Annotated in this window: 25 protein-coding genes and 1 pseudogene; 23 read left to right on the top strand and 3 right to left on the bottom strand. The window is 44.2% G+C overall.

All coding sequences use genetic code 11. The annotated features are described in order from the left end of the window. Positions 1 to 182: 182 nt before the first annotated feature. The 17 genes from AC3E6G_RS04450 to AC3E6G_RS04370 all read left to right on the top strand — a co-directional run bounded on the left by AC3E6G_RS04450 (position 183) and on the right by AC3E6G_RS04370 (position 16493). Complete coding sequence (locus AC3E6G_RS04450) at positions 183 to 989, top strand: dihydroorotate dehydrogenase electron transfer subunit (RefSeq protein WP_048689839.1); 807 nt, start codon at positions 183 to 185, stop codon at positions 987 to 989. Positions 990 to 999: 10 nt separating this feature from the next. Continuing rightward, positions 1000 to 1938, top strand: a complete 939-nt coding sequence (locus tag AC3E6G_RS04445; protein ID WP_048689836.1) for a dihydroorotate dehydrogenase — start codon at positions 1000 to 1002, stop codon at positions 1936 to 1938. Between the two features lie 375 nt (positions 1939 to 2313). Further along, on the top strand, positions 2314 to 3006 hold the full coding sequence (pyrF, locus tag AC3E6G_RS04440; protein ID WP_061563914.1) for an orotidine-5'-phosphate decarboxylase: 693 nt from the start codon (positions 2314 to 2316) through the stop codon (positions 3004 to 3006). Positions 3007 to 3346: 340 nt separating this feature from the next. Continuing rightward, positions 3347 to 3976, top strand: a complete 630-nt coding sequence (gene pyrE / locus AC3E6G_RS04435) for an orotate phosphoribosyltransferase (protein WP_195324024.1) — start codon at positions 3347 to 3349, stop codon at positions 3974 to 3976. 61 nt (positions 3977 to 4037) lie between these two features. Further along, complete coding sequence (locus tag AC3E6G_RS04430; RefSeq protein ID WP_490700539.1) at positions 4038 to 4907, top strand: GNAT family N-acetyltransferase; 870 nt, start codon at positions 4038 to 4040, stop codon at positions 4905 to 4907. Between the two features lie 39 nt (positions 4908 to 4946). Continuing rightward, a complete protein-coding gene (locus AC3E6G_RS04425) occupies positions 4947 to 6482 on the top strand; it encodes a glycosyltransferase family 39 protein (protein WP_238656333.1) in 1536 nt (511 codons plus the stop codon). Positions 6483 to 6491: 9 nt separating this feature from the next. Next, positions 6492 to 7148, top strand: a complete 657-nt coding sequence (locus AC3E6G_RS04420; RefSeq protein ID WP_195610985.1) for a uracil-DNA glycosylase — start codon at positions 6492 to 6494, stop codon at positions 7146 to 7148. Positions 7149 to 7168: 20 nt separating this feature from the next. After that, positions 7169 to 7633 carry an NUDIX hydrolase gene (locus AC3E6G_RS04415; protein WP_490700538.1) on the top strand — a complete coding sequence of 155 codons (465 nt, stop codon included), beginning with the start codon at positions 7169 to 7171 and terminating at the stop codon, positions 7631 to 7633. 11 nt (positions 7634 to 7644) lie between these two features. Then, positions 7645 to 8913: a dihydroorotase gene (locus AC3E6G_RS04410; RefSeq protein WP_490700537.1), complete on the top strand. Its 1269-nt coding sequence runs from the start codon at positions 7645 to 7647 to the stop codon at positions 8911 to 8913. Between the two features lie 53 nt (positions 8914 to 8966). Then, entirely contained in the window at positions 8967 to 9806 is an 840-nt protein-coding gene (locus AC3E6G_RS04405; RefSeq protein ID WP_490700536.1) for an SGNH/GDSL hydrolase family protein, read from the top strand. Next, on the top strand, positions 9778 to 10434 hold the full coding sequence (locus AC3E6G_RS04400) for a YpmS family protein (protein WP_490700535.1): 657 nt from the start codon (positions 9778 to 9780) through the stop codon (positions 10432 to 10434). The genes AC3E6G_RS04405 and AC3E6G_RS04400 overlap by 29 nt, the downstream gene beginning before the upstream one ends. A gap of 314 nt (positions 10435 to 10748) precedes the next feature. Next, positions 10749 to 12311: a 2-isopropylmalate synthase gene (locus AC3E6G_RS04395; protein ID WP_490700534.1), complete on the top strand. Its 1563-nt coding sequence runs from the start codon at positions 10749 to 10751 to the stop codon at positions 12309 to 12311. Positions 12312 to 12322: 11 nt separating this feature from the next. Continuing rightward, positions 12323 to 13360, top strand: a complete 1038-nt coding sequence (gene leuB / locus AC3E6G_RS04390; protein ID WP_048788969.1) for a 3-isopropylmalate dehydrogenase — start codon at positions 12323 to 12325, stop codon at positions 13358 to 13360. Next, on the top strand, positions 13357 to 13626 hold the full coding sequence (locus AC3E6G_RS04385; protein WP_048689804.1) for a DUF1294 domain-containing protein: 270 nt from the start codon (positions 13357 to 13359) through the stop codon (positions 13624 to 13626). Before leuB ends, AC3E6G_RS04385 begins: the two co-directional genes overlap by 4 nt. 2 nt (positions 13627 to 13628) lie before the next feature. Then, positions 13629 to 15011 (top strand): 3-isopropylmalate dehydratase large subunit, encoded by a 1383-nt coding sequence (leuC, locus tag AC3E6G_RS04380; RefSeq protein ID WP_490700533.1) that lies wholly within the window; start codon positions 13629 to 13631, stop codon positions 15009 to 15011. Between the two features lie 10 nt (positions 15012 to 15021). Continuing rightward, the gene (leuD, locus tag AC3E6G_RS04375; protein ID WP_023026769.1) at positions 15022 to 15612 is read left to right on the top strand and encodes a 3-isopropylmalate dehydratase small subunit; all 591 of its coding nucleotides are present in this window, start codon (positions 15022 to 15024) and stop codon (positions 15610 to 15612) included. Between the two features lie 95 nt (positions 15613 to 15707). After that, a complete protein-coding gene (locus AC3E6G_RS04370; RefSeq protein ID WP_490700532.1) occupies positions 15708 to 16493 on the top strand; it encodes an L-threonylcarbamoyladenylate synthase in 786 nt (261 codons plus the stop codon). 236 nt (positions 16494 to 16729) lie between these two features. Here the strand turns inward: AC3E6G_RS04370 and AC3E6G_RS04365 are convergent, their stop codons facing one another. Together AC3E6G_RS04365 and AC3E6G_RS04360 are read right to left on the bottom strand one after the other, a co-directional pair. Next, a complete protein-coding gene (locus AC3E6G_RS04365; protein WP_275112230.1) occupies positions 16730 to 17359 on the bottom strand; it encodes a DUF421 domain-containing protein in 630 nt (209 codons plus the stop codon). Continuing rightward, positions 17359 to 17811: a DUF3290 family protein gene (locus AC3E6G_RS04360; RefSeq protein WP_238656340.1), complete on the bottom strand. Its 453-nt coding sequence runs from the start codon at positions 17809 to 17811 to the stop codon at positions 17359 to 17361. Before AC3E6G_RS04360 ends, AC3E6G_RS04365 begins: the two co-directional genes overlap by 1 nt. 167 nt (positions 17812 to 17978) lie before the next feature. On the opposite strand from AC3E6G_RS04360, the gene AC3E6G_RS04355 reads away from it, so the two are divergent. The 4 genes and pseudogenes from AC3E6G_RS04355 (at position 17979) to AC3E6G_RS04340 (ending at position 21542) form a co-directional block, all read left to right on the top strand. Next, positions 17979 to 18755 carry an SDR family NAD(P)-dependent oxidoreductase gene (locus AC3E6G_RS04355; RefSeq protein ID WP_238656424.1) on the top strand — a complete coding sequence of 259 codons (777 nt, stop codon included), beginning with the start codon at positions 17979 to 17981 and terminating at the stop codon, positions 18753 to 18755. After that, positions 18752 to 19894, top strand: coding sequence for a glycosyltransferase (locus AC3E6G_RS04350; RefSeq protein ID WP_490700531.1), 1143 nt, complete (start codon positions 18752 to 18754; stop codon positions 19892 to 19894). Before AC3E6G_RS04355 ends, AC3E6G_RS04350 begins: the two co-directional genes overlap by 4 nt. Continuing rightward, the gene (locus AC3E6G_RS04345) at positions 19887 to 20543 is read left to right on the top strand and encodes a hypothetical protein (protein ID WP_350018652.1); all 657 of its coding nucleotides are present in this window, start codon (positions 19887 to 19889) and stop codon (positions 20541 to 20543) included. Before AC3E6G_RS04350 ends, AC3E6G_RS04345 begins: the two co-directional genes overlap by 8 nt. Continuing rightward, a pseudogene (locus AC3E6G_RS04340) lies at positions 20503 to 21542 on the top strand (glycosyltransferase). The gene AC3E6G_RS04345 and the pseudogene AC3E6G_RS04340 overlap by 41 nt, the downstream one beginning before the upstream one ends. An 81-nt stretch (positions 21543 to 21623) precedes the next feature. On the opposite strand, the gene plsY reads toward AC3E6G_RS04340, so the two are convergent. Further along, the gene (gene plsY, locus AC3E6G_RS04335) at positions 21624 to 22265 is read right to left on the bottom strand and encodes a glycerol-3-phosphate 1-O-acyltransferase PlsY (protein WP_195324009.1); all 642 of its coding nucleotides are present in this window, start codon (positions 22263 to 22265) and stop codon (positions 21624 to 21626) included. 188 nt (positions 22266 to 22453) lie between these two features. On the opposite strand from plsY, the gene parE reads away from it, so the two are divergent. Together parE and AC3E6G_RS04325 are read left to right on the top strand one after the other, a co-directional pair. After that, entirely contained in the window at positions 22454 to 24403 is a 1950-nt protein-coding gene (gene parE / locus AC3E6G_RS04330) for a DNA topoisomerase IV subunit B (RefSeq protein ID WP_287514494.1), read from the top strand. Between the two features lie 489 nt (positions 24404 to 24892). Further along, positions 24893 to 25393, top strand: a complete 501-nt coding sequence (locus AC3E6G_RS04325; protein WP_287514493.1) for a hypothetical protein — start codon at positions 24893 to 24895, stop codon at positions 25391 to 25393.

Below are 25393 nucleotides of genomic sequence, written 5' to 3'. Positions count from 1 at the left end.
TCGGGCTTCTACTTGACAAGAGACAAGGAGAGCGATATAATGAGACAAATTTAACCTTTAAGGGGTCCAGAGAGGCCTGCAAGGAAAGACAGAAAAAAAATCAGCGGACCGAGTCTAGCTGATCATTTGTAGGACCTTGCTTTTGCGAGGTCTTTTTTGCTGGAAGAAAGAAGAGGAAACCAATGGTCAGTGACAGCTGTAAAAAACGGTTTGGAAAAATCATGATGGAAGACATGGAGTTAATCGCTCAAGAAGAGATTGCGCCACGGATTTTTTCAATGGTCTTGAAGGGGGAAATGGTGGAGCAGATGCTACCGGGGCAGTTTCTCCATATCCGTGTACCGGATGACTCTAAACTCCTTCGTCGTCCCATTTCCATCTCAGAGATTGATCCAGACAGCAAGACCTGTCGCCTCATTTATCGGGTAGAAGGGGGAGGGACAGCCATCTTTTCTCACTTGCCTGTCGGTAGCTTCCTCAGTGTCATGGGTCCTCAAGGAAACGGCTTTGACCTTAAGGGTCTTGGTCAAGGGGCACGTGCCTTGATCATCGGTGGCGGGATTGGAGTGCCTCCCTTGGTCCAAGTGGCTAAACAACTACATGAGCAGGGAGTAGAAGTCCATTCTGTCCTTGGATTTGCCAATAAAGAAGCTGTGATCCTGGAAGAAGAATTGAAGCAGTACGGCCAAGTCACCATTACAACAGACGATGGTTCTTATGGTACCAAGGGTTATGTGTCAACAATCGTTGATCAGATGGACCAGGAGTTTGATGCCGTCTATTCTTGTGGGGCACCTGGTATGCTCAAATATGTCAATACCAAATTCCATGACCATCCTCGCGCCTATATTTCTATGGAATCGCGTATGGCCTGTGGGATGGGTGCCTGCTATGCCTGTGTGGTGCATCTGGAAAATGAGAGCCAAGCAGCCAACAAGCGCGTGTGTGAAGACGGTCCAGTCTTTGAAACTGGTACGATTGTGATGTAGGGAGGAAAGTATGACAAGTAATCGATTAGCTGTATCCTTACCAGGATTAGACTTGAAAAATCCCATTATTCCGGCTTCCGGCTGTTTTGGCTTTGGTCAGGAATATGCCAAATACTATGATTTAGACCTGCTTGGATCCATTATGATCAAGGCGACAACCGCTGAGGCTCGCTTCGGAAATCCCACACCACGTGTTGCCGAAACACCTGCCGGCATGCTCAATGCCATTGGGCTCCAAAATCCAGGGGTAGACGTGGTTCTATCAGAGAAACTTCCTTGGTTGGCCCAGCATTATCCAGATCTACCGATTATCGCCAATGTAGCTGGCTTCTCTAATGAAGAGTATGCGACGGTATCTGGCAAGATCTCGCAAGCACCAAATGTCAAGGCCATCGAGCTCAATATCTCTTGTCCCAACGTAGACCATGGCAACAATGGCCTCTTAATCGGACAAGTTCCTGAGTTGGCCTATGATGCAGTAAAAGCAGCGGTAGAAGCCTCCTCCGTTCCTGTCTATGTCAAATTAACACCTAGTGTGGCGGACATTACTCAAGTCGCAAGGGCTGTAGAAGATGCAGGGGCTAGTGGCTTGACCATGATCAACACGCTAGTCGGGATGCGCTTTGACCTCAAGACTGGCAAGCCCATCATTGCCAATGGCACAGGTGGCATGTCAGGTCCAGCTATCTTCCCAGTAGCCTTGAAACTCATCCGCCAAGTAGCCCAATCGACCAAACTTCCGATTATTGGGATGGGCGGTGTAGATTCAGCAGAAGCAGCCCTGGAGATGTTTATTGCTGGTGCCTCTGCAATCGGAGTAGGAACTGCTAACTTTACAGATCCATATGCTTGTCCGACCATTATCGAAAATCTTCCACAGGTCATGGATCAGTATGGAATAACTAGCTTGGAAGATTTACGTCGGCATGTCCGAGAAAATCTATTATAAGGATTATCAAGAAAATAAAAAATGCCTGCTGGCTACAACCCCAACAGGCTACTGAGTAAGTTACAACTAAAACAACCCTTACTCAGCATAGAAAATATCTTACAGGAAAATCGGTAATATGTCAAGTTTTTTGTTATGATCAAGGACTCTTACTAGTCTAATCCGAAAAGACAGACTGAATCCGAACGTTTTTCGATTATTTCTTGACTTTTCTTTCATATCGTACTACAATGTAGAAAAACCTTTAAAGTAGTCCTGAGAGGCTCCTAAGGTCTAGACGGTGAATCAGGGTAGATACTACCTAATTTTCGTGTAACCTTGCCTCGGGCAAGGTTTTTTTGTGGAAAAAATGTCAGCCATAAAAAGGAGAAACCCATGCGTGAAGAACGTCCCATCATCGCCCTTGATTTTCCAGCTTTTGAAGATGTCAAAAACTTTCTAGAACATTTCCCAGAAGATGAAAAACTGTTTGTAAAAATCGGAATGGAATTTTTCTATGCAGTCGGCCCAGAAATTGTTCACTATCTGAAAGGTCGTGGCCATAGCATTTTTTTGGATTTAAAATTGCACGACATCCCAAATACGGTTAAGTCAGCCATGTCTGTCCTAGGCACCTTTGGTGTGGATATGGTGACAGTTCATGCAGCAGGTGGTGTAGAGATGATGCGCGAAGCCAAAAAAGCACTTGGACCAGGAGCTAAGTTGGTAGCGGTGACTCAATTGACTTCTACCAGTGAAGAAGACATGCGTGATTGCCAAAACATCCAAACCACTGTCCAAGAATCAGTAGTTAATTATGCCCGTAAGGCGCAAGAAGCAGGCTTGGATGGCGTTGTCTGCTCAGCCCATGAAGTAGATTTGATCAAGAAAGCTACATCAGAAGAGTTTGTTTGTGTGACCCCAGGGATCCGTCCTGCAGGAGCAGAAATTGGTGACCAAAAACGGGTCATGACCCCACAAGAAGCCCATAAAATTGGCTCTGACTACATTGTTGTTGGACGTCCAATTATCCAAGCTGAAAATCCATGGGACGCTTACCATGAGATTAAGAGACAATGGAATAGTTAAGAACGTCTAAGAAGCTGTGCTTCAAGACGTTCTACGGGAAGCCTGATAAGGCCTTCCCTAAACTATTCACTAGATTATGAGAATAAAAAGTATCGTTTTATTCTCATAATCGTCGGAACACTAATTGCTACTAAAAGTGAAACTTTTGTAGCTCTACGGGAAGCCCGACGGGGCCTTCCCTAACGCCTTCACTAGATCTCAGAAGAGAAAATTACTGAGATCGTCGGAATAATTAAGTCCGATAGGGCCTTCCCTGAACTATTCACTAACCTGTACAGTCGTTTAAAAATAAATCATTGATTTAATTCGTATTCGATTAAAATCGTGAAAAGGAGTTATCATGTCATTAGCTAAAGATATTGCCAGCCATCTTCTAAAAATTGAAGCTGTTTATTTGAAACCAGAAGAGCCTTTTACGTGGGCTTCTGGGATTAAGTCCCCTATTTATACGGATAACCGTGTGACCCTCGCTTATCCAGAAACTCGTACTTTGATTGAGAATGGCTTCGTGGACAAAATCAAGGAAGCTTTCCCAGAAGTAGAAGTGATTGCTGGAACGGCAACTGCTGGGATTCCTCACGGAGCTATTATTGCGGACAAGATGAATTTGCCATTTGCCTACATCCGTAGCAAACCAAAAGACCACGGTGCTGGTAACCAAATTGAAGGCCGTGTACCACAAGGTCAAAAGATGGTCGTAGTGGAAGACTTGATTTCTACTGGTGGGTCTGTTTTGGAGGCTGTCGCAGCTGCGAAGCGCGAAGGAGCAGATGTCCTTGGTGTGGTGGCTATTTTCACCTACCAATTGGAGAAAGCCGATAAGAAATTTGCGGAAGCTGGCGTTCAACTTGAAACCTTGTCTAACTACACAGAATTGATTCATTTGGCAGAAGAACAGGGTTACATTACTTCTGAAGGTTTGGATCTGTTACGCCGTTTCAAGGAAAACCAAGAAACCTGGCAAGACTAAAGTATAATGGAGGAGGGCCAACACTTGGCTCTCCTTTTGTTTTGTAAAGGAAGGAAAAATTATGAAGCTTGAAAGACGCACTCGTCTGAGTCTAGAAGAAAAGAAGCAGTGTGAGCAGCTTGTGAGATCCTGTCACCAAATTGACCATACCTATCGCTTGCCCTATTTGGATAATCTCTACAATGCTGATCCTACGATGCCAGCCTTTATCCTTGCATTGGTGGAGGGGAAGCTGGTTGGATTTTTGTCCATCTATGCGGATGAACCCAAAGAAGCTGAAGTACAACTTTTTGTGACTCCTTCTTTTCGTAGACAAGGGATTGCTCGTTCCTTATGGGAAGACTTTATGGACTTGGCCAAGGACTATCAGCTAGAAGAACGACTATATGTATCAGAGGTTCGGTTTTTGGACCAAAACACGGACTTACTTAGCCATTTTCATTTAGTGGAGGCAGATGAGGAAGACCACGAACTTTGGTTGGAGGCCCCATGTCAGATCACCGACCATGAGAAGAGAGAAGGGATGATGGTATTGGAAGCTGTGGAGTCCATGCTCCAAGAGATTGCTCATTTTCAATCCAAGGCTTTTGAGACAGATCTTGACTATGCCCTCAAGTATGCGACCGAGTCTCTCGAGGGCCAGGATACCCGTCTCTTTGTCTTACTTGACCAAGAGCAAGTCCTTGCTTCTGTTACGGTGGATCTATCTCAGGGAACGACCTATTTCTTTGGACTAGCCGTTGACCCGGATCATCTCCGCAAAGGGTATGCGCGCTATCTCTTGCGAAGTGTGATGAATCAGATGGCTGCAGAAATGGAGCAGCAATTTCAGATTGTCGTTGAAAAAGAGAATCAAGCAGCCCTCAGCCTTTATCTAGGCCTGGGCTTCACCATCCAAACTGAAGTCCTCTATTTGATGGAGAGCCGATAGAATCCAGCGAAATCCCTATTTTTTTGCTATAATGGAGCTATGTTAGTAAAAAGTAAAAAAGTCTTATTTGGCTTTCTCCATCTGGTCATGTTGTTCCTGATGGTGCACTGGTTTATCATTAGTGCCGTATACCTAAAAGATATTTCGGGATGGGGACTTGTAGTTGGGGGACTTGTCTTCCTCCTAGCTTATGTTGGTCGCTCCTATCTCAAAAGAGCCTTTTCCTGGTTGATGAAACATAAGACAGGATTTATGCTGGGAGCAATTCTGGTTCAGATTGTTTTTATGCTATCTGCAGAATTGTTGATTCGTCGGGATGCTGCTGTGGTCTATACGGGAGCCTTTAGCCTTCTAAAAGAGTCCTCTATTTCAAGCTACCTGAGTCGGAATCCCAATAACCTTCCCTTGTTCTTGTACGAACGCTTTTTCTACCAAATCTTTGGTGGAGCAGGACTCTGGGTCATGCAAGTTCTCAACATGGTTTTTGTGAATGCAGGAGCTATCCTCTTGTATCGTTTAGGACTAAAACATTATGACCAAAAAGTGGCAGATTGGGTGTATACCCTCTATGTGGCCTTAATCTGTTATTCCCCTTATTTTTACTCCATGTACACTGATATTCCGCCTCTTCCTCTCATCGCCTTGCAATTAGGGCTAGCCTTGGATCTCTTAAAAGGGGGCGACAGTGGTGCACAATGGAAAACCTCCTTGTTATTTGGACTATTATCAGGTCTGACTATGCTTATTCGTCCGACGACCATTATTGTCGTGATAGCCTTTTGGATGGTTCTTTTCTTTAAAGGGCAGTGGAAGGTCTTTGGTAAAGTCTTTGCTTTAACCCTTTTATCAACTGGTCTGGTCTATGGAGCCCTTAATACAGCTGTCAAACACCAAACAGCTGTTCCTATTCTCGAAGGGGAAGGTCTGGCCAAGGGTCCTCTCTTGTTTATTAACCTGGGCTTGACGGATATTGGTCATAACCAAGCAGATATGAAAGAGGGGCTCTTGAAATATGTCGACGAAGATAAGCGAGACGAGTACAATAATGGGATGTTCAAGAACGAATATATCATGAAAGAAATCAAACGGCGCTTGAAGGAATATGGCCCGATTGGACTCCTGGGACATCTTTATACCAAGCAATCCTTGACGGTGGCAGAAGGGACACTTGGTTGGCTCTATCGGGATGTGGAGTATGAGAAGACTCCCGTTATCAATCCTCTTTACGAGCGCTACACTAAGGATTTCCCCTTTGCTAAGTGGGTTCGGACCTACTTCTTGAGTACGGATCGTCCTCAATACAAATATTATGAGTTCCTTAAACAAGTCATTTGGATCATCATGGCAGCTGGGCTGGTCTTTGTCTATCTGAAGAAAAGAGAAGAGGATGATATCCACTTCTTGTCATTAGCTGTATTTGGTGGACTCCTCTTTTTGACCATCTTTGAAGGTGGAAAAACTCGCTACCTCATTCAATTTTTACCACAAATTCTCTTACTAGCTTCAATTGGTCTAGCGGATCGCCCAAAGAAATGGCTTCTCGCTAGCAAAGGCTCTTCAGAAACCCATATGTAAGGAGATGGCATGCAGCATTCAAGTTGGCACCAATTGCTTAAGGAGCAGCTTCCAGAGGGCTACTTTAAGCAAATTAATCAATTTTTAGACCAGGTCTATGCATCAGGGACCATCTATCCGCCTCGTGAAAAGGTATTTCAGGCCTTAAAGACAACGAATCTGGAAGAGGTTAAGGTCGTGATTCTGGGTCAGGATCCCTATCACGGTCCTGGTCAAGCACAGGGACTTAGCTTTTCTGTACCGGATGACATCCCAGCACCTCCATCCTTGCAAAACATCTTAAAGGAGTTGTTGGAAGATGTGGGGGTTAAAACTTCCCATGATTTGACGCCTTGGGCGGAGCAAGGGGTTCTCTTACTCAATGCCTGTCTGACAGTGCCTGCTGGGCAAGCAAATGGGCATGCTGGCCTGATTTGGGAAGAGTTTACGGATGCAGTTATTCGCCTAGTCAGTCAAGAGGAGGAGCATGTTGTCTTTATTCTGTGGGGAGCCTATGCTCGGAAGAAGAAGTCTTTGATTGATGCAAGCAAACACTTGATTATTGAAAGTGCTCATCCCAGTCCCTTATCGGCCTATCGCGGTTTCTTTGGCTCCCGCCCTTTTTCAAGGACCAACGCTTATTTAACGGAGATGGGTCGCGAGCCTATTGATTGGTTGCGAAGTTAGGAAAATAGAAAGAAGAAATAATGCCACAGTTAGCTACAATTTGCTATATCGATAATGGAGAAGCGTTTTTGATGCTTCATCGCAATAAAAAGCCCAATGATGTCCATGAAGGCAAGTGGATCGGGGTTGGTGGAAAATTAGAACGCGGGGAAACTCCTCAAGAATGTGCTACTAGAGAAATTCTTGAAGAAACGGGTCTAGTTGCTAAGCCAGTTCTAAAAGGAATTATCACCTTCCCTGAATTTACACCTGACCTGGACTGGTACACCTATGTCTTCAAGGTGACCGAATTTGAAGGGGAGCTCATCGAGTGTAACGAAGGGACACTGGAGTGGGTGCCTTATGATCAAGTCTTAAGTAAGCCAACTTGGGAGGGGGACCACACCTTTGTCGAGTGGCTCTTGGAGGAAAAACCCTTCTTTTCAGCTATGTTCCGCTATGATGGGGATCGCTTGCTAGAGACCCATGTTGATTTCTATGAATAAAGGAGTAGAAGATGTTAGTCATTAAAAATGGTCGGGTAATGGATCCAAAAACTGGTTTGGACCAAGTATGTGATCTTTTGGTAGATCAGGGGAAAATTGTGGAAATAGGTCCATCTCTTTCTTATGAAGGAGCCCAAGTCATCGATGCGAGTGGCAAGGTGGTAGCGCCAGGTTTGGTGGACATTCACGTTCACTTCCGTGAACCAGGTCAGACCCACAAGGAAGATATTCACACAGGAGCACTGGCAGCTGCTGCAGGTGGTTTTACCACAGTCGTCATGATGGCTAATACCACTCCAACCATCTCAGATGTCGAGACCTTAAAAGAAGTCTTGGATTCTGCTGCTAAGGAAGCCATCCATGTTAAAACCGTAGCGACGGTTACCAAGAACTTTGATGGCCAACACCTCACTGACTTTGAAGGTTTGTTACAAGCTGGGGCTGTCGGTTTCTCAGATGATGGGATCCCGTTGCAAAGTACCAAGGTAGTCCGTCAGGCCTTGGAAGAAGCCAAACGTCTGGGGACCTTTATTAGTCTCCACGAAGAAGATCCAGAGTTGAACGGCATTCTGGGACTCAATGAGCATATTGCTCGGGAGCATTTCAAGGTTTGCGGAGCGACTGGTGTGGCAGAATACTCTATGGCAGCGCGTGATGCTATGATTGCTCACGCAACAGGTGGCCACCTCCACATCCAGCATCTCTCGAAAGCTGAGAGTGTCAAGGTAGTCGAGTTTGCCCAAGCGATCGGTGCTCCTGTTACAGCAGAAGTAGCTCCTCAGCATTTCTCTAAGACTGAAGACCTCTTGCTGTCTAAGGGAAGCAATGCCAAGATGAATCCGCCTCTTCGTCGGGAAGAAGACCGTCGTGCAGTCATCGAAGGCTTGAAGTCAGGAGTCATTACCGTAATCGCAACGGACCACGCGCCTCATCATGCGGATGAAAAGAACGTAGCCGATATCACCAAGGCTCCTTCCGGCATGACAGGATTAGAGACCTCTCTATCGCTTGGTTTGACCTATTTGGTCCATGCAGGAGAGCTCAGCTTGATGGAACTCTTAGAAAAAATGACCTATAATCCTGCTAAATTATATAACTTTGAAGCGGGTTATTTGGAAGTCGGTGGACCAGCGGATATTGTGATCTTTGATCCGGATGCTGACCGTTTAGTGTCTGATCATTTTGCTTCTAAGGCAGCTAATTCACCGTTTGTTGGTGAATCCCTCAAGGGACAGGTGGCCTATACCATCTGCCAGGGCAAGATTGTCTACCAATCCTAAACCTGACTTAAAAATAAGGAAGTCAAATTGAAAGCTGGACGAATGAGGAGTATATGAATAGTAGAAAAATACTAGAGATGATCTTGTATTGTTTGGTCACTTTTCTGGTCTGCTTTTTTCTGGTCAATTGGCTCCTTCCTTCGGCAGAACCAGTGATGACCAAACCGTCAACAAGTGCCAAAAAGAAGGTAGTCACCTATGTAGCGATTGGGGATTCCTTGACCAAAGGCGTAGGAGATAGCACCAATCAAGGAGGTTTTGTTCCTCTGCTTGCTCAGAGTTTGACCAATGAAACAGGTCTTGAATTCAAAGCGATCAACTATGGTGTTTCTGGTAACACGAGCGGTCAAATTTTGTCACGTATGCAGGAGAAAAAGGAGATTCGAAAGGACCTGAAGAAGGCTCAGTTACTGACCATTACTGTCGGGGGCAATGACCTGCGAAAGGCCATTCTTGAGGATACCAGTAACTTAGATCTGGACCGCTTCGAAAAAGCATCGAAGACCTATGAGAAAAATCTCAAACAGATTATCGAATTTGCCCGCAAGGACAACCCGGATCTACCCATTTACGTGGTAGGGATCTATAATCCCTTGTATCTCAATTTCCCCGATCTAACGGAATTGCAGACCCTTGTCGATCAGTGGAACCAAAGAACGGAGGAGACCCTCTCTGCCTATCAAGGCGTCTACTTTGTTCCAATCAATGACCTCCTCTATAAGGGAATTGATGGCAAGAGTGGGGTGACAGAATCCGAATTAGGAAAAGAAACTGTGACCAATGATGCCTTGTATGATGAGGATAGTTTCCATCCCAATAATACAGGCTACGTGATCATGAAAGAAGCCGTACTGGAGAAAATACATGCAACTGAGAGAAAATGGTTCGAGTGAGAAGAAGGTTAAGCCAGCAACCACAGGACCTCATTTTAAGGAGAGACGAGAAAAAACGCCGATTAACATCTGGAAATGGCTCTTTCTAGGCTTGGTCAGTTTCTTGCTGGCAACAAGTCTAGTCGTATGGACTCGTTTCTCAACGGTACGAGAGGATGTCCGGCAACTACAGACTCCTAGCCAAGGAGGAGATGTCAAGATCGGCAGTATGACCACAACTAGGGCTCAACTAAATGAAACCATCAAGGTCATGCTTAAAAGTTATCATTTGAGTGATTATCAACTGTATGCAGACAACCAACAGATGTTACTAGAGGGGAAGATGGACTTTTTAGGAAAGGAGTACCCGCTCTATATCTATTTCCAGCCAAGTAAGCTAGAGGATGGGAGTATCCTCCTGACCCTCAAGGATTTTTCAGTTGGGACCTTGAAACTTCCTAAGAAGACCGTGATGCAGGTGCTGTCTACAAACAAGGATCTACCTGACTTTGTAAAAATTGATAGCAAAGAAGCGACGATTAAGATCGAGCTTGCTAAGATTAAAAATGAGATGGATTTCTATGTCAAGGCCAATACCATTGATCTATACAATGATCAAATCATCTTTGATCTCTACAGGAAAAAATAAGAAGATCAGGCGAAAGTAAGAAAGCGACTTTCGCCTTTATTTTGTTTCTATTCAAAAAATTCAGAATATTGTAGAAAATTCTTGACATTCAATTTTCCCTATGCTAAAATACTAAACAAGACATCAATCAAAGGAGAAAGTCAAACATGAAAACAGCTAAGTTTATTCAATTTGCTTTGTTGTTGAGGTACTCGGGCTAGTGCAAAAGCATTAGTCCTGTTTGGCTTACCAAGCGGGAGTAACAAGACATCTCGCTTAGGTAACTGGCGAGATGTTTTTATTTTATTTACTATGTTTAGAAAAGAGGAGACCCTATGCGTAAAGTTGAATTTTTAGATACCAGTCTTCGGGACGGTGAACAGACTCCAGGAGTCAATTTCTCCATTAAAGAAAAGATTGCCATTGCCAAGCAATTGGAAAAATGGGGCATTTCTGCTATTGAAGCAGGTTTTCCTGCAGCTAGTCCGGATTCCTTCACTGCTGTGCAGGAGATTGCGAAGGTCTTGACCAAGACAGCCGTGACAGGTTTGGCTCGCTCCGTTAAATCTGATATCGATGCTTGCTATGAAGCCTTGAAAGATGCCAAGTATCCGCAAGTTCACGTCTTTATCGCAACGAGTCCCATTCACCGGGAATTTAAACTCAACAAGACCAAGGAAGAAATCCTTGAAGCCATCAAAGAACACGTTTCTTATGCTCGCTCAAAGTTTGAAGTTGTTGAATTCTCGCCCGAAGATGCGACACGGACGGAGTTGGATTTCCTCTTGCAAGTCGTCCAGACTGCGGTCGATGCTGGTGCTAGCTACATCAATATTCCTGATACAGTCGGTTTCACGACACCAGCAGAGTACGGAGCTATTTTCAAATACTTGATTGACCATGTCAAGACAGATCGTGAGATTATCTATTCCCCTCATTGCCATGATGATCTAGGAATGGCGGTGGCTAATAGCCTCGCCGCTGTCAAGAATGGAGCTGGTCGTGTCGAAGGAACCATCAATGGCATCGGGGAACGGGCTGGAAATGCTGCACTTGAAGAAGTAGCGGTCGCCCTTAATATTCGCGAAGACTATTTCCAAGTGGAGAGTCCGATTGTCCTTAATGAAACCATCAACACCTCTGAGTTGGTCTCTCGTTACTCTGGGATTCCAATTCCTAAAAACAAGGCAGTGGTTGGCGGCAATGCCTTCTCACACGAGTCTGGGATTCACCAGGATGGAGTCCTTAAAAATCCTCTTACCTATGAAATCATCACTCCTGAGTTGGTGGGTGTCAAGAGCAATAGCCTCCCTCTTGGAAAATTGTCTGGTCGCCATGCCTTTGTAGAAAAACTGCATGAGTTGGGACTGGAATTCACAGAAGAAGACATCCGGCCATTGTTTGCTAAGTTTAAATCTCTGGCAGACAAGAAACACGAGATCACAGATGCCGATATCCGCGCCTTAGTCGCTGGAACAGCAGTGGAAAATCCAGAAGGCTTCCACTTTGATGATCTTCGCCTCACAACCAATGAAGATGAAAGCATCACTGCAGCAGTCAGCCTGAAAAATGAAGATGGTGAAATTCTTGAATACCTTGCCAAAGGTCAAGGTTCAGTGGAAGCAATCTTTAACGCTATTGATCAATTCTTCCACCAAGAAGTTCGTCTGACTTCCTACACCATTGATGCGGTGACAGATGGAATTGATGCCCAAGCGCGTGTGCTGGTCACTGTTGAAAACGAAGCGACGGATACCATCTTTAATGCTTCTGGTTTAGACTTTGACGTATTGAAGGCGTCAGCGATTGCCTATATCAATGCCAATACCTTGGTGCAAAAAGAGAATGCTGGAGAGATCGGCCACATTGTATCCTATCGTGATCTACCAGATGCCTAAAGGAGAACACTATGACAAAGAAGATTGTCGCCCTAGCTGGGGACGGGATTGGACCAGAGATCATGGAGGCTGGCCTGTCCGTACTGAAAGCAGTGGCAGAAAAAACAAATTTTGACTATTCGGTCCAAGCTCATCCATTTGGAGGAGCAGGGATTGATGCGGCTGGTCATCCTCTACCGGCTTCTACTCTAGAAGCTACAAAGGAAGCTGATGCCATTCTCTTAGCGGCTATCGGAAGTCCTCAGTATGACCAAGCACCGATTCGTCCGGAGCAAGGCTTGTTAGCTCTTCGTAAGGAGCTCAACCTTTATGCCAACATTCGTCCGGTTAAAATCTACGATGCCCTCAAGCACCTCTCTCCTTTGAAGGAGGAGCGCATTCATGGTGTGGACTTCGTAGTGGTTCGCGAGCTCACCGGCGGGATTTACTTTGGAGAGCATATCTTAGAAGAAAACCAAGCATGGGATATCAACGACTACTCGGTTGAAGAAGTGGAGCGAATTGTGCGGAAGGCTTTTGAGATTGCACGGGGACGTCGCAAGAAAGTCACCAGCATTGATAAGCAAAATGTTCTCGCAACCTCCAAGCTTTGGAGAAGAGTAGCTGATCGAGTGGCTCAAGACTTCCCAGATGTTACCTTGGAGCACCAGTTGGTAGACTCAGCAGCCATGCTCATGATTACCAATCCATCTCGCTTTGATGTCATCGTGACGGAAAACCTCTTTGGTGATATCCTTTCAGACGAGTCCAGTATCTTGTCTGGCACTCTTGGGGTTATGCCATCGGCTAGCCATTCAGAGACAGGTCCAAGCATGTATGAGCCTATTCATGGATCGGCTCCAGATATTGCGGGTCAAGGCGTGGCGAATCCAGTCTCGATGATCCTCTCTGTTGCCATGATGATGCGTGAAAGTTTTGATCGAGAAGAAGATGCTAGCCGCATTGAAAAAGCAGTTGAAGCGACTCTTGCTGCAAGGATCTTTACGAGAGATCTAGGAGGCAGTGCTTCGACAAAAGAAATGACAGAAGAGATTATAAAACGATTATGAGTGTAAAAGGAATGATTACTGGCTTGATCCTTCTATGGAATCTCTTCGTAGGGATTCTCTACGGAGTTGATAAGGAAAAGGCTAAAAGAAATACTTGGCGGATACCAGAAAAGACCTTGCTCTTTTATGCTTTTGCAGTTGGAGGGCTTGGAGCCTGGATAGGAGGGCTACTCTTTCATCACAAGACACAGAAATGGTATTTTAAGGTCACCTGGCTCTTAGGAACCCTTCTCACACTTTACACACTCTACGCTTTATGGAGGTAAGGATGGCAGGAAAATCAATTTTTGATAAAATCTGGGAACGGCATGTAGTGACCGGTGAGGAAGGCCAGCCCCAACTCATGTATGTGGACCAACACTATATCCACGAGGTGACCAGTCCCCAGGCTTTTCAAGGGCTTAGAGACACTGGTAGACAGGTTCGGAGACCAGATTTAACCTTTGGAACCTTTGATCACAATGTCCCAACGGTTAACATTTATGATATCCGGGATGTGATTTCCAAGGCTCAAATTGATAAATTAGCTGAAAATGTCAAGGACTTTGGGATCGATCATGCAGGTCATGGTTCAGAAAAACAGGGAATTGTCCATATGGTTGGTCCTGAAACTGGCCGTACCCAGCCTGGAAAGTTCATTGTCTGTGGAGACAGCCATACGGCGACCCATGGAGCTTTCGGTGCCATTGCCTTTGGGATTGGGACCAGTGAGGTGGAGCATGTCTTTGCGACTCAGACCATCTGGCAGGTTAAACCGAAGAAACTCTTGGTCGAGTTTACTGGAAAGCCTCAGAAGGGGATTTATGCCAAGGACTATATTTTGGCCTTGATTGCTCGTTATGGCGTAGCCTGTGGGGTTGGCCATGTGGTCGAGTATAGAGGGGAAGCAATCGATAGCCTCACCATGGAAGAGCGGATGACCATCTGCAATATGTCCATTGAATTCGGCTCTAAGATGGGGATTATGAATCCAGATGAGACGACTTTTGACTATCTCCGTGGTCGTGAATGTATGCCAAAAGATTTTGAAGCTGCAGTAGCCGATTGGCAGTCCCTGGTCAGTGACAACGATGCGACATATGATAGAGTCATCACCATCGATGTATCCCAGTTAGCACCCATGGTGACCTGGGGGACCAACCCTTCTATGGGAGTGGATTTTGAGACACCCTTCCCAGAGATTCGAGATATGAATGATGAACGGGCTTATCATTATATGGATTTAGAACCTGGTCAAAGACCAGCAGATATTGAATTAGGCTATGTCTTTATCGGTTCGTGTACCAATGCGCGTCTCAGCGATTTGGAGTTGGCAGCCAAGTTTGTGAAAGGCAAAAAGATCGCGCCCAACTTAACAGCCATAGTCGTACCTGGTTCTCGTCCGGTTAAGCAAGCTGCTGAAAAGTTAGGTTTGGACAAGATCTTTATGGATGCAGGCTTTGAATGGCGTGATCCAGGTTGCTCTATGTGTCTAGGAATGAATCCAGATAAGGTTCCAGATGGCGTCCATTGTGCCTCTACCAGCAATCGAAATTTTGAAGACCGCCAAGGGTTTGGGGCTAAGACCCATCTCTGTAGCCCAGCTATGGCAGCTGCAGCAGCAATAGCCGGTCACTTTGTCGATGTGCGCCAAATGCCTGAAGTTCAATAAAGGAGGAATCATGGAGAAATTTACCATTTATACGGGGACAACCGTTCCCTTAATGAACGATAATATCGATACCGACCAAATCCTCCCCAAGCAATTCTTAAAGCTGATTGATAAAAAAGGCTTTGGCAAATACCTCATGTATGCTTGGCGCTATTTGGACGATCAGTATACCGAGGATCCAACATTTATCTTTAATAAGCCGGAATACCGCAAGGCAACCATTTTGATCACTGGTGACAATTTTGGGGCAGGTTCCTCTCGGGAACATGCAGCCTGGGCCTTGGCTGATTATGGCTTTAAAGTCGTCATCGCCGGATCCTTCGGAGATATTCATTACAATAATGAACTCAATAATGGGATGCTTCCGATTGTTCAGCCCTTAGAGGTTCGACAAAAACTAGCCAGCTTGAAGCCGACAGACCCAGTGACGGTGGATTTGGAAGAACAAAAGATTATCTCGCCAGTTGGAGAGTTTCGATTTGAGATCGATGGTGATTGGAAGCACAAACTGCTCAATGGTCTAGATGACATTGGTATTACACTTCAATATGAGGACTTGATTGCCGCTTATGAAAAGCAACGGCCAGCTTATTGGCAATAAAATTGTATAGTTAATTAAGAATATTCAGAAAATATATTGTAGATTTTCAGGAAATCTGATAGAATAGAAAAAAAGAATAGAAGAGGACGAAATTTATGACAAAACACATTCAATGGGACGGAACACTTTCACAAGAAGGATTTGACATTCTTAAAGGAGAGGGAGGTTGTATCGTCTGCCCTACAAAAGTCGGTTACATTATTATGACCAGTGACAAGGCCGGCTTGGAACGGAAGTTCGAAGCTAAAGAACGCAACCGCAACAAACCAGGTGTCGTTCTTTGTGGAAGCATGGATGAACTCCGCGCCCTTGCACAATTGAACTCTGAAATCGATGCCTTCTACCAAAAACATTGGGACGAAGATATCTTGCTTGGTTGTATCCTTCCTTGGCGTGAAGATGCCTATGCAAAATTACAAGCCTTCGGAGATGGACGCGAAGAACTCATGACAGACGTTCGTGGAACCAGCTGTTTTGTCATCAAATTTGGTAAAGCTGGTGAGCAAATCGCCAAAGAAATGTGGGAAAAAGAAGGCAAGATGGTTTACGCCTCTTCAGCTAACCCTTCAGGCAAAGGAAACCGTGGGAAGGTCCAAGGAATCGGTGAGCGTATCGAAGGTGCTGTGGATTTGGTCATCGAAGCCGATGACTATGTAGCCTCTATCCAACCAGACAAGACCATTGAAACGCGTTATGAACAAGGGGTGATGGTATCAATGGTGGATTCAGAAGGAAACCTCATCCCAGAACAAGGAGCAGGTAGCCGCTCTGTCAATACTTGTCCAGTCGTGATCCGTAAAGGATTGGATATCGATAAGATCATGATGCACTTGTCCGATCATTTCAACTCTTGGAACTACCGTCAAGGGGAGTACTATTAAGAAATAGAGTAAAGAGTGGGACAGAAATCGGTAATTCGATAGAATTCGATTTCGTCGTCCCCCCTCCGCACAGTTGAGTAGGGCTGTAAAAGCTAATGAAATCAGCGTAGTAGAGCCTACTCAACCACTGCGTCTTGCTCGACAATCCAAAGACAATTGAAAGGCTAGGACTTTTGTCCCAGCCTCTTTTTGCAGTTTTTTTTATAGTTTACCAATAGAATAGCTGACTTCCAATCTTAATAAGTCACGACATTAATCTCACCCTTGTCGTACTCAGCGATAAAGATGTCATCGAAATTTTCAAATCCTTTTTTATTCAGTTCGGCCATAAGCCATTCTTCAGTTTTACCGATGGTCTCTAAGATTTCTACTTGGACTACACCATCTGTAATGATTGGGTATTTGGGATTTTCATCTCCCATTCGAACGACAATGAGTTGACCATTTTGCTCGATGACGGCTCTTTTGACTTCTTTTAGTTGGAAAACGCCTTGAGAGCGCAATTTAAGAGCGACGTCAGAAGCAGAAAGACCTTTTGAGCGACAGGCTTCTGGATCTAATTTTCCGTTTTTAATGATAATGGTTGGTTTTCCATCAATCAGATGTTTGATAAAGTAAACATTGGCATTAAGCCATTTGAGTGACAGAATCAAAATCGTCCAGATGATGAGGATGATGGCATATTGAAGGAAGGTAATCGAACTATTGTAGATAACCCCACCAATAATACCCCCAAGCACAAAGTTCTGTATTTGGTCTACTGCAGAACTTGGTGCTAGATTTCCTTTACCTGTTACATTGATAACAAAAACTAGGGAAACAAGCCCTAAAGCCAACTTAATTGCAATTGTGATAAAAAAGTCCATTATTTTTCTACCTCCACCAGTTCTACACCTGTTTTATATAAGTCCATTTTTTCAAGTAAATAGCTATCCGGGTCTGTTCCGCTAATAGCGCGATAGAATTGCTTGTCTACCTTGATAATAGCTCCATCGGTTGTCGCTGAAGTATTGACGTAGACATTTTCTTTATCAACTCCTAACTCTTTTGAAACGACTTCGATAAAGTGCAAAGAGCTACGGAATTGATTGTCGTTGGACTGATTGCTTTGGAAATTTGAAATACCAATCAAAACAACGGCCACTAATAATAAGATAGAAATGATTGATAATTCACGGAACTTACTTCCGCGTTTATCCTTAAATGCCTTAAAGGCAAAAAAAGCCGTTACCAACACTAAGAGAATGGAAATGATTACCATGACCCAATTTTGTTGGCTAATCTGACTCAATACATAATCATATGAATAGAATTTCATAAAAATCCCTCACTTTTTTTTTATTCAAGGTATTATAAATTATTTCAATCCATATTTCAATGATTAAAAGTGAATTTCTCATTTTTTTAGTGTGTATATTGTACATTAAATGTTGAAGAATGGCAGTAGAAGTTTTCTATCTAATCGAAATTTGGTACACTAGAGCTATGAAGATGGAAGATACAAATAATAAAGCGATCATTTTAGGGGCTACAGGAGGGATTGGCCGGCAGCTAGCGAAAGAACTGGCAAGAAGGCTGGATTATCTGGTCTTAGTGGGTCGAGATGCTGATAAACTCTCCCAAGTCCAAAAAGAACTAACTGGGAGAAAGGCGCAACTGTCAATCCTAACATTAGATATGCTAGATCAAGTGGCTCTAGAAGCTTTTGTAGAGAACCTAGATGCAGATCTTCTCGTCAATTGTGCGGGATTAGCCTATTTTTCCCGTGGGAGTGACCTTGATTCAGCCAGTGAGCAAGATCTCTGGCAAATCAATTACCATGCTCCTGTCCACCTAATCAAGAAGGTAGTGCAGAAACATCAGAAGATTCAGCTGGTCCAGCTGTCTTCTCTGGCTGCCCTTTATCCTCATCCCTATCTAGCAGCCTACAGTTCCAGCAAGGCTGCCTTGCAGACCTACACTCTTGCTCTCCAGGAGGAACTAAGTCAATTAGATTCTCCGGTCCAGCTAGGTCTCTATATTCTTGGACCAGTCCAAACAGGCATTTTTTCTCCTAAACTAAAAGAAGCATTGGGAGGAAGTCGCTTGCAGATGAAGCCTGAGAAAGTCGCTCAGCAGTTGATTCGATTCATAGAAAGAGATACTTCCTATGCTGTTATCGGCCTTCGCTATCGCTTGCTCGTTTTGCTAGGTCGTCTGCTTCCTCAAAGATGGATCATTCGTCTCCTTGCAAGGTATTTACGAAAGGGACTTAATAGATGAAATTTATATTTATATTTTTAGGCCTTGCTTATCTTCTCTTATTTCTCATCCGTTGGTTGCTGTCCTTCATTTATTATAAAAAAGGCCAGTCTCATATTGCAGACTTCCCAGAAGAGCTTTTTACAGTGGTCCAACCCATCCTTTCTGGGGATCCTCGTTTAGCGAATGATTTGCAGGCCAATCTCCAGCAAACAGAAGCAGTGGAATTCTACTGGTTGATTGACCAGTCTGATACAGAAACCCAGCGAGTAGCAGATCAGATTTGCCAAGATGCTTCCTTTGCCCAACGCATTCGAATCTTTCTCATCGAAGACGTCCCTCAGGGGATTAATCCCAAGAGTTACAAGATTGAGCAGGTTGTAGAGGAGCTGACACGGCCTTATCTAATTGTTTTGGACGATGATAGTGTGATTGATTTTTCTAAAATGGGTGAGCTGACTGCCTATCTGGGTCAAGAGGTCATTCTGACAGGTATTCCCTATAATCAAGAAAGAAGTAATTTCTGGTCCAAGCTGGTTGCGGCATTCGTTAATGGCAATTCCTTTATTACCTATTTTACCATGGCAGAAGTTAAGGCGAATCACTCCATCAACGGGATGTTTTATATCCTACCGGTAGAACTTGCAAAAGATCAGGGGCTCTTCACAGCGATTAAGGACTATCTATGTGATGATTTAGCTGTGGCCGATTTTTTAAGGAGTAAAGGAGTATCCATTATCCAAACGCGGGTTACCTGTAATGTTCGAACCACTATAAAAAACGCTAAGCAATATCTGCTCCAGATGAAGCGATGGCTTCTCTTTAGCTCTATCTATCTAAAAGAACACTTGGATTGGAAGGTCTTTTGCCTCATTGGCTTACCGAGTTTTCTGCCTCTTCCAGGCTTCATCCTAAGTCTGTTTTTAGGTTGGCCTTATCTTCTTCTAGGCTTGAGTTTACTACTATTCAAGGCAGTATGGATGCTCCTCTATCGACAAAGCATTCTACCCAATCGCTTACACTTGGATGAAGTCACCTACGAAGTACTAAATGATCTCCTGCTTCCTTGGCTCTTTGTCTATGTTCTAGTGACTCCTCCTGTGATTAATTGGCGGGGGCGTAAGATTCGTGTGACGGATGGAAAGATTCGTTATGAGTAAGATGAAGTCCTATCTGGACCGTTTGTCTGCCTTGTCACCTAATCAGACCATGCTAGACTCTGATCGCTTGGTTCTCTTTCTTAGTGGGAGCAGTGATATTACTTGTGCCGGGCTGACAGCTGGACAACTAGACCTCCTCCATGCGATTTGTCCATCCGGCTATACAGTGGTAGCCAGTAATTTTCCCTTCAATCAAGATTTTGAACATATAAAGTCTCCACAAGTATCCCTCTTGTCAGCTTCTGCATCCAATATCATCTACTATTGGCATACGATTTTGAACCTTCGTTTCCAAAAGTTGTTACAGGAGCACTTGTCTCCCTTGTTGGAAGCGCAGGAAGTGGTTCTTGTTTGTAAGAGTTCAGGGGTCAATATGCTGACCCAGTGGCTCAGAAGTTTAGGGAATCAGGTCACCCTTCCAAGATTGCGCGTGATAGCGCTTGGCCCGGTTTCCCATCTTCTCTTAAATCAAAAAGAACTAGAGCTACTGGTCATCAAAGGAAAGAAAGATCCTTATTCACGTATTCTGGATCGCCACTCAGCGGATATTCAAGTGGATACGGATCATTATAGCTATGAATACAGAGAAGATGTGAAAGGAATCATCTATGACTGGATTAGAAAAAGTGATAAAAATCGATGTGATTAGCGTTCCCTTTAGTGGCCATTTGTTTCCAACCTTGACCCTAGTGAAACCCTTGCTGGAGGATCCGCGTTTTCAGATCCGTGTTATTACAGGTTTTCAGAAAAAGGCATTGGTTGAGCAGGTTGGTTTTGACTGCCTTGCCTTGTTTCCTGATCGTCCGACAGTGATGGAAGATATAGCCAATACATCAAAGCAAGCAAATCTATTGATCATGTACCAACAATTAATGGCCAATATCAGTCTGGTTCCTGAAGTTTTCGACGAAATAAATCGAATTTGGGACTCTGAGGGAAGCCCTGACTTGGTTATTGCAGATTTTGTAGCCGCTCCTGCTGGTATGTTAGCAGATCGTTTGGGCATTCCCTGGATTACGACCATTCCAAGTCCAGTAGCGATTGAAAGTCGCACGACAACACCTGCTTATTTAGGTGGCTGGAAACCGCACCAGGGAACCTTCCCCAAGAACAGAAGCAGTATCTTACTAGATCTAAAAAGCGTGTCTTCGTCACTTGCGGGACTCATTTAAAATGGGAAAAAGAGCGGATGGTGGAATTGACGAAGATTTTGAGCGAAAGACATCCTGACTATGTCTTTTACGTAACCTTAGGTGACTCTGGTGGTTTGGAGCATCCACCAAGGATCTTGTCGGAGAATCTTCTAATCTTTGATTACCTCCCTTATTCAGATGTTCTGGATCAAATGGACTTTGCCATTCATCATGCAGGTGCAGGGATCTTGATGGGCTGTATCGAGCAGGGCATTCCAAGTCTAATTTTGCCCCAGGACTATGACCAGTTTGATAATGCGGTTCGGGCTGAGTTATTCCAAATAGGTTTGGTCTCTCGTAAAAAGACGGAATCCGAAGTCTTGCGCTTATTTAATAAATTAGTTTCTCGGGAAGATTGGTCGCACTTAAAGGCTCTGGCTCAGACAAGCAAAACCTATCAACCAACAGAGTTTCTTTATCAAGAAATAGAGAGACTCTTGACAGTGACCTTATAGAAGAAGTGGAGAGGGAGACTCCTGTTTGCTCTCTTCTAAAGACTATCTATTATTGAACATAAAAAAACTAGAGTTTAAACTCTAGTCTTTTTGTTTTTGATGGGTGATGTTTTTACCCCAGGTGACGATATTTTCATTCTTGTTAAGGATGCGTTTGATGTTGTCCTTGTGGCGGATGATAATCAAGGACGAAAGTGCGAGGACGATAATGGTAAAGATGATATCGTAGCTTGGGAGGATCCAACCAGTCAGTGGGAGGATGAGGACTCCGATACTTGCCAAAATGGCGACTGTCACACTTGAAAAAGAAATCATGCTAGTTAAATAGAGGCTAGCAAAGAAATAAATAGCCAAGATAAATAGAAAGAGAGGTGAAAAGCCGATGAGGACTCCTGCACTGGTCGCGACTGCCTTGCCTCCTTTAAAGCCTGCAAAAATGGGGAAGGTATGACCAAGGACTGCGAGAAGACCAAAGACCATTGGCGAAATCCCTGTAACCCCAAAAATAGTCGGCAATAAAACAGCCAAGGTTCCTTTGAGGAAATCAACTGCAAAGACGACCAGACCTGCCTTCGTCCCTAAGATACGGAAGGTATTGGTGGTCCCTGTATTTCCAGAACCGTGTTCGCGTAGATTGATGTTAAAGAAGGCTTTCCCAATCCACAAACCAGAAGGGATAGAACCTAATAAGTATGCTAATACGAGTAAAAGAATTGTTTTCATCATAGTTTCATTATATCAAATTTGCTTTGAATGAAAAAGAAAATTTCGTCCATAATTGTCACATCGGATAGTCGGTTTAAGCTAATCGTACTTATATGGGCTAATTAAAGGGAGAGAAGAAAGAAAAATTTTGCAAAATTTCCTAAAAAACTGTAATATAGAAAAGATGAACAAACAGGAGGTTCCTTGTGTCTAAAAAGGAAATCAACATTAATAATTATAATGACGATGCCATTCAGGTACTAGAAGGGTTGGATGCGGTCCGTAAACGTCCAGGGATGTATATTGGATCGACAGACGGAAATGGTCTCCACCATTTGGTCTGGGAAATTGTCGACAATGCCGTCGATGAAGCCCTATCTGGTTTTGGTTCTCAAATTGACGTTACGATTAACAAAGACGGTTCCCTATCTGTAGCGGACCAAGGTCGGGGGATGCCGACTGGGATGCATGCCATGGGTAAACCAACCGTTGAGGTCATCTTTACGATCCTCCACGCTGGAGGGAAGTTTGGTCAAGGGGGGTATAAGACCTCTGGTGGTCTCCACGGAGTGGGATCTTCGGTCGTAAACGCCCTCTCTAGCTGGCTTGAGGTTGAGATTACCCGTGATGGAGCAGTCTACAAGCAACGCTTTGAAGATGGTGGAAAACCAGTTACCACTCTTGAGAAGATAGGAACGGCTCCTAAGTCTAAGACAGGGACCAAGGTTACCTTCATGCCGGATCCAACCATCTTCTCAACGACGGATTTCAAGTTTAATACCATTGCAGAACGGATCAAGGAGTCGGCTTTCTTGCTCAAAGATGTGACGTTGACGCTGACTGATCTCCGTAAGGAAGAAGACAACTACGTCGCCTTCCATTACGAGAATGGGGTCCAGGATTTCGTTGAGTACTTAAATGAAGATAAGGAAACCTTGACGCCGGTTCTCTACTTTAATGGAGAATCAGAAGGCTTCCAAGTAGAAGTCGCTCTCCAGTACAATGATGGCTATTCCGACAATATCTTGTCTTTCGTCAATAATGTCCGTACCAAAGATGGGGGAACCCACGAAACTGGACTCAAGACAGCCATTACCAAGGCCATGAACGACTATGCAAGAAAAACAGGACTTCTCAAAGAAAAAGACAAGAACCTAGAAGGATCCGACTACCGGGAAGGTCTTTCAGCTGTTCTTTCTATTTTGGTTCCAGAAGCCCATTTGCAGTTCGAAGGGCAGACCAAGGACAAACTAGGAAGTCCACTTGCACGACCAGTCGTCGACGGGATTGTCGCTGATAAGTTGACCTTCTTCCTCATGGAAAATGGGGAATTAGCTTCCAATCTGATTCGCAAGGCCATCAAGGCTCGGGATGCGCGTGAAGCAGCTCGGAAGGCGCGTGATGAGAGTCGTAATGGAAAGAAGAATAAGAAGGATAAGGGACTTTTATCTGGTAAATTGACCCCGGCCCAGTCCAAGAATGCTGCTAAGAATGAACTCTATCTGGTCGAAGGAGACTCAGCTGGTGGATCGGCCAAGCAAGGTCGAGACCGTAAGTTCCAGGCCATCCTTCCACTTCGAGGGAAGGTTCTCAATACTGAAAAGGCCAACATGAGCGATATCCTCAAAAACGAGGAAATCAACACCATGATCTATACCATCGGTGCTGGAGTTGGGGCTGACTTTACGATTGAAGATGCCAACTATGACAAGATTATCATCATGACCGATGCGGATACAGATGGAGCCCATATTCAGACCCTGCTCCTAACTTTCTTTTACCGATATATGCGCCCCTTGGTCGAAGCAGGACGTGTCTATATCGCCATGCCTCCTCTTTACAAGATGTCTAAAGGCAAAGGGAAAAAAGAAGAAGTGGCTTATGCCTGGACAGACAGTGAATTGGAAGACCTACGCCGGACCTTTGGCCGTGGGGCAACCCTCCAACGTTACAAAGGGTTGGGGGAGATGAATGCGGATCAGCTTTGGGAAACAACTATGAACCCAGAAACCCGCACCTTGATCCGTGTCACCATTGATGATCTAGCGCGTGCAGAACGCCGTGTCTCAGTCCTAATGGGCGATAAGGCAGCTCCACGCCGTCAATGGATTGAAGACAATGTTAAGTTTACCCTGGAGGAAACGACCGCTTTTTAAGGAGTGTGAGTGATGGCTATCTACTTAGGTTTTCTTTTATTAGTCACTTTGTCCCCGATTCTTCTTGCAATCAATATGAATCGTCGAAAAATTAGACTATTAGGCTTGTATGCACCGGTCGTGTTTACTCTCTGCATGCTTAAGGTAATTGAATCCAATATTAGACTCCCAGAATCTGGTTCTTTAGAGGCAAGCTTACTCATGTTTTTTTATGGATTCCCTTTGATAATTGGATCTTTAATCTTTACACTGATTCGATTGCGTTTCGTCTATTCGGAGAAACCTTGGAAAGGGACGTTGATTTTTCTATCCTATATTTTCGATCCTCTACTTGTAGGTGTTTTGAGCTTGTATGTGGTATTGCTATTTCAGCTCCATCAGTTTATATTCGTAGTCATTATTTTGATGATTCTGGTTTCCTATCTGCCACCTCTTTATCTCTATTATTTCGACAAAGATCAGTAGGACCTAGCTAGAAGGTGAAAAATTATGGATTATTTAATTTCTACATTCAATCATTTTTACCAATTGTATGTTGTCTTATTTCTATCCATCCTTATTGCCTTCTGGCTGAATTGGAAAAAGAAAAAATTTTATGGCTTGTATTATCCAATCTGTCTAACAGTCATGACTTATTGTGTTGTGCAATTTGATTCGTTTGACGGTATTGAGAGGGCTCTTCCGTTCATGCTGGTAGCTTTTGCTGTTCAATTGATGGTAATAGCCCTAGGGATTCCCTTGGTCGTGATTTCCTTGCTTTATCACGTCATCCGTTTATTTTCAATTTTTCCTAAATATGGATGGAAAATCATCCTGATCATCCTTGCTTATCTAGCGAGTGCTATACTTTTTTATCTGGTTATGGCTAGTATGACGGAAAAGTTTTTACAACACCGAAGCATGATGACTGGGGTCATGTTCCTATCTCTTGCTTTCTCATATCTACCGGCCATATTTTTGATCATCAGCCAGAATCGCAGGAAGGTATGA

Source organism: Streptococcus sp. SCPM-O-B-23252 (M501) (genome assembly GCF_058200355.1).
Note: the sequence above shows the minus strand (reverse complement) of the source record. Positions and strands in the feature narration are given on the sequence as shown.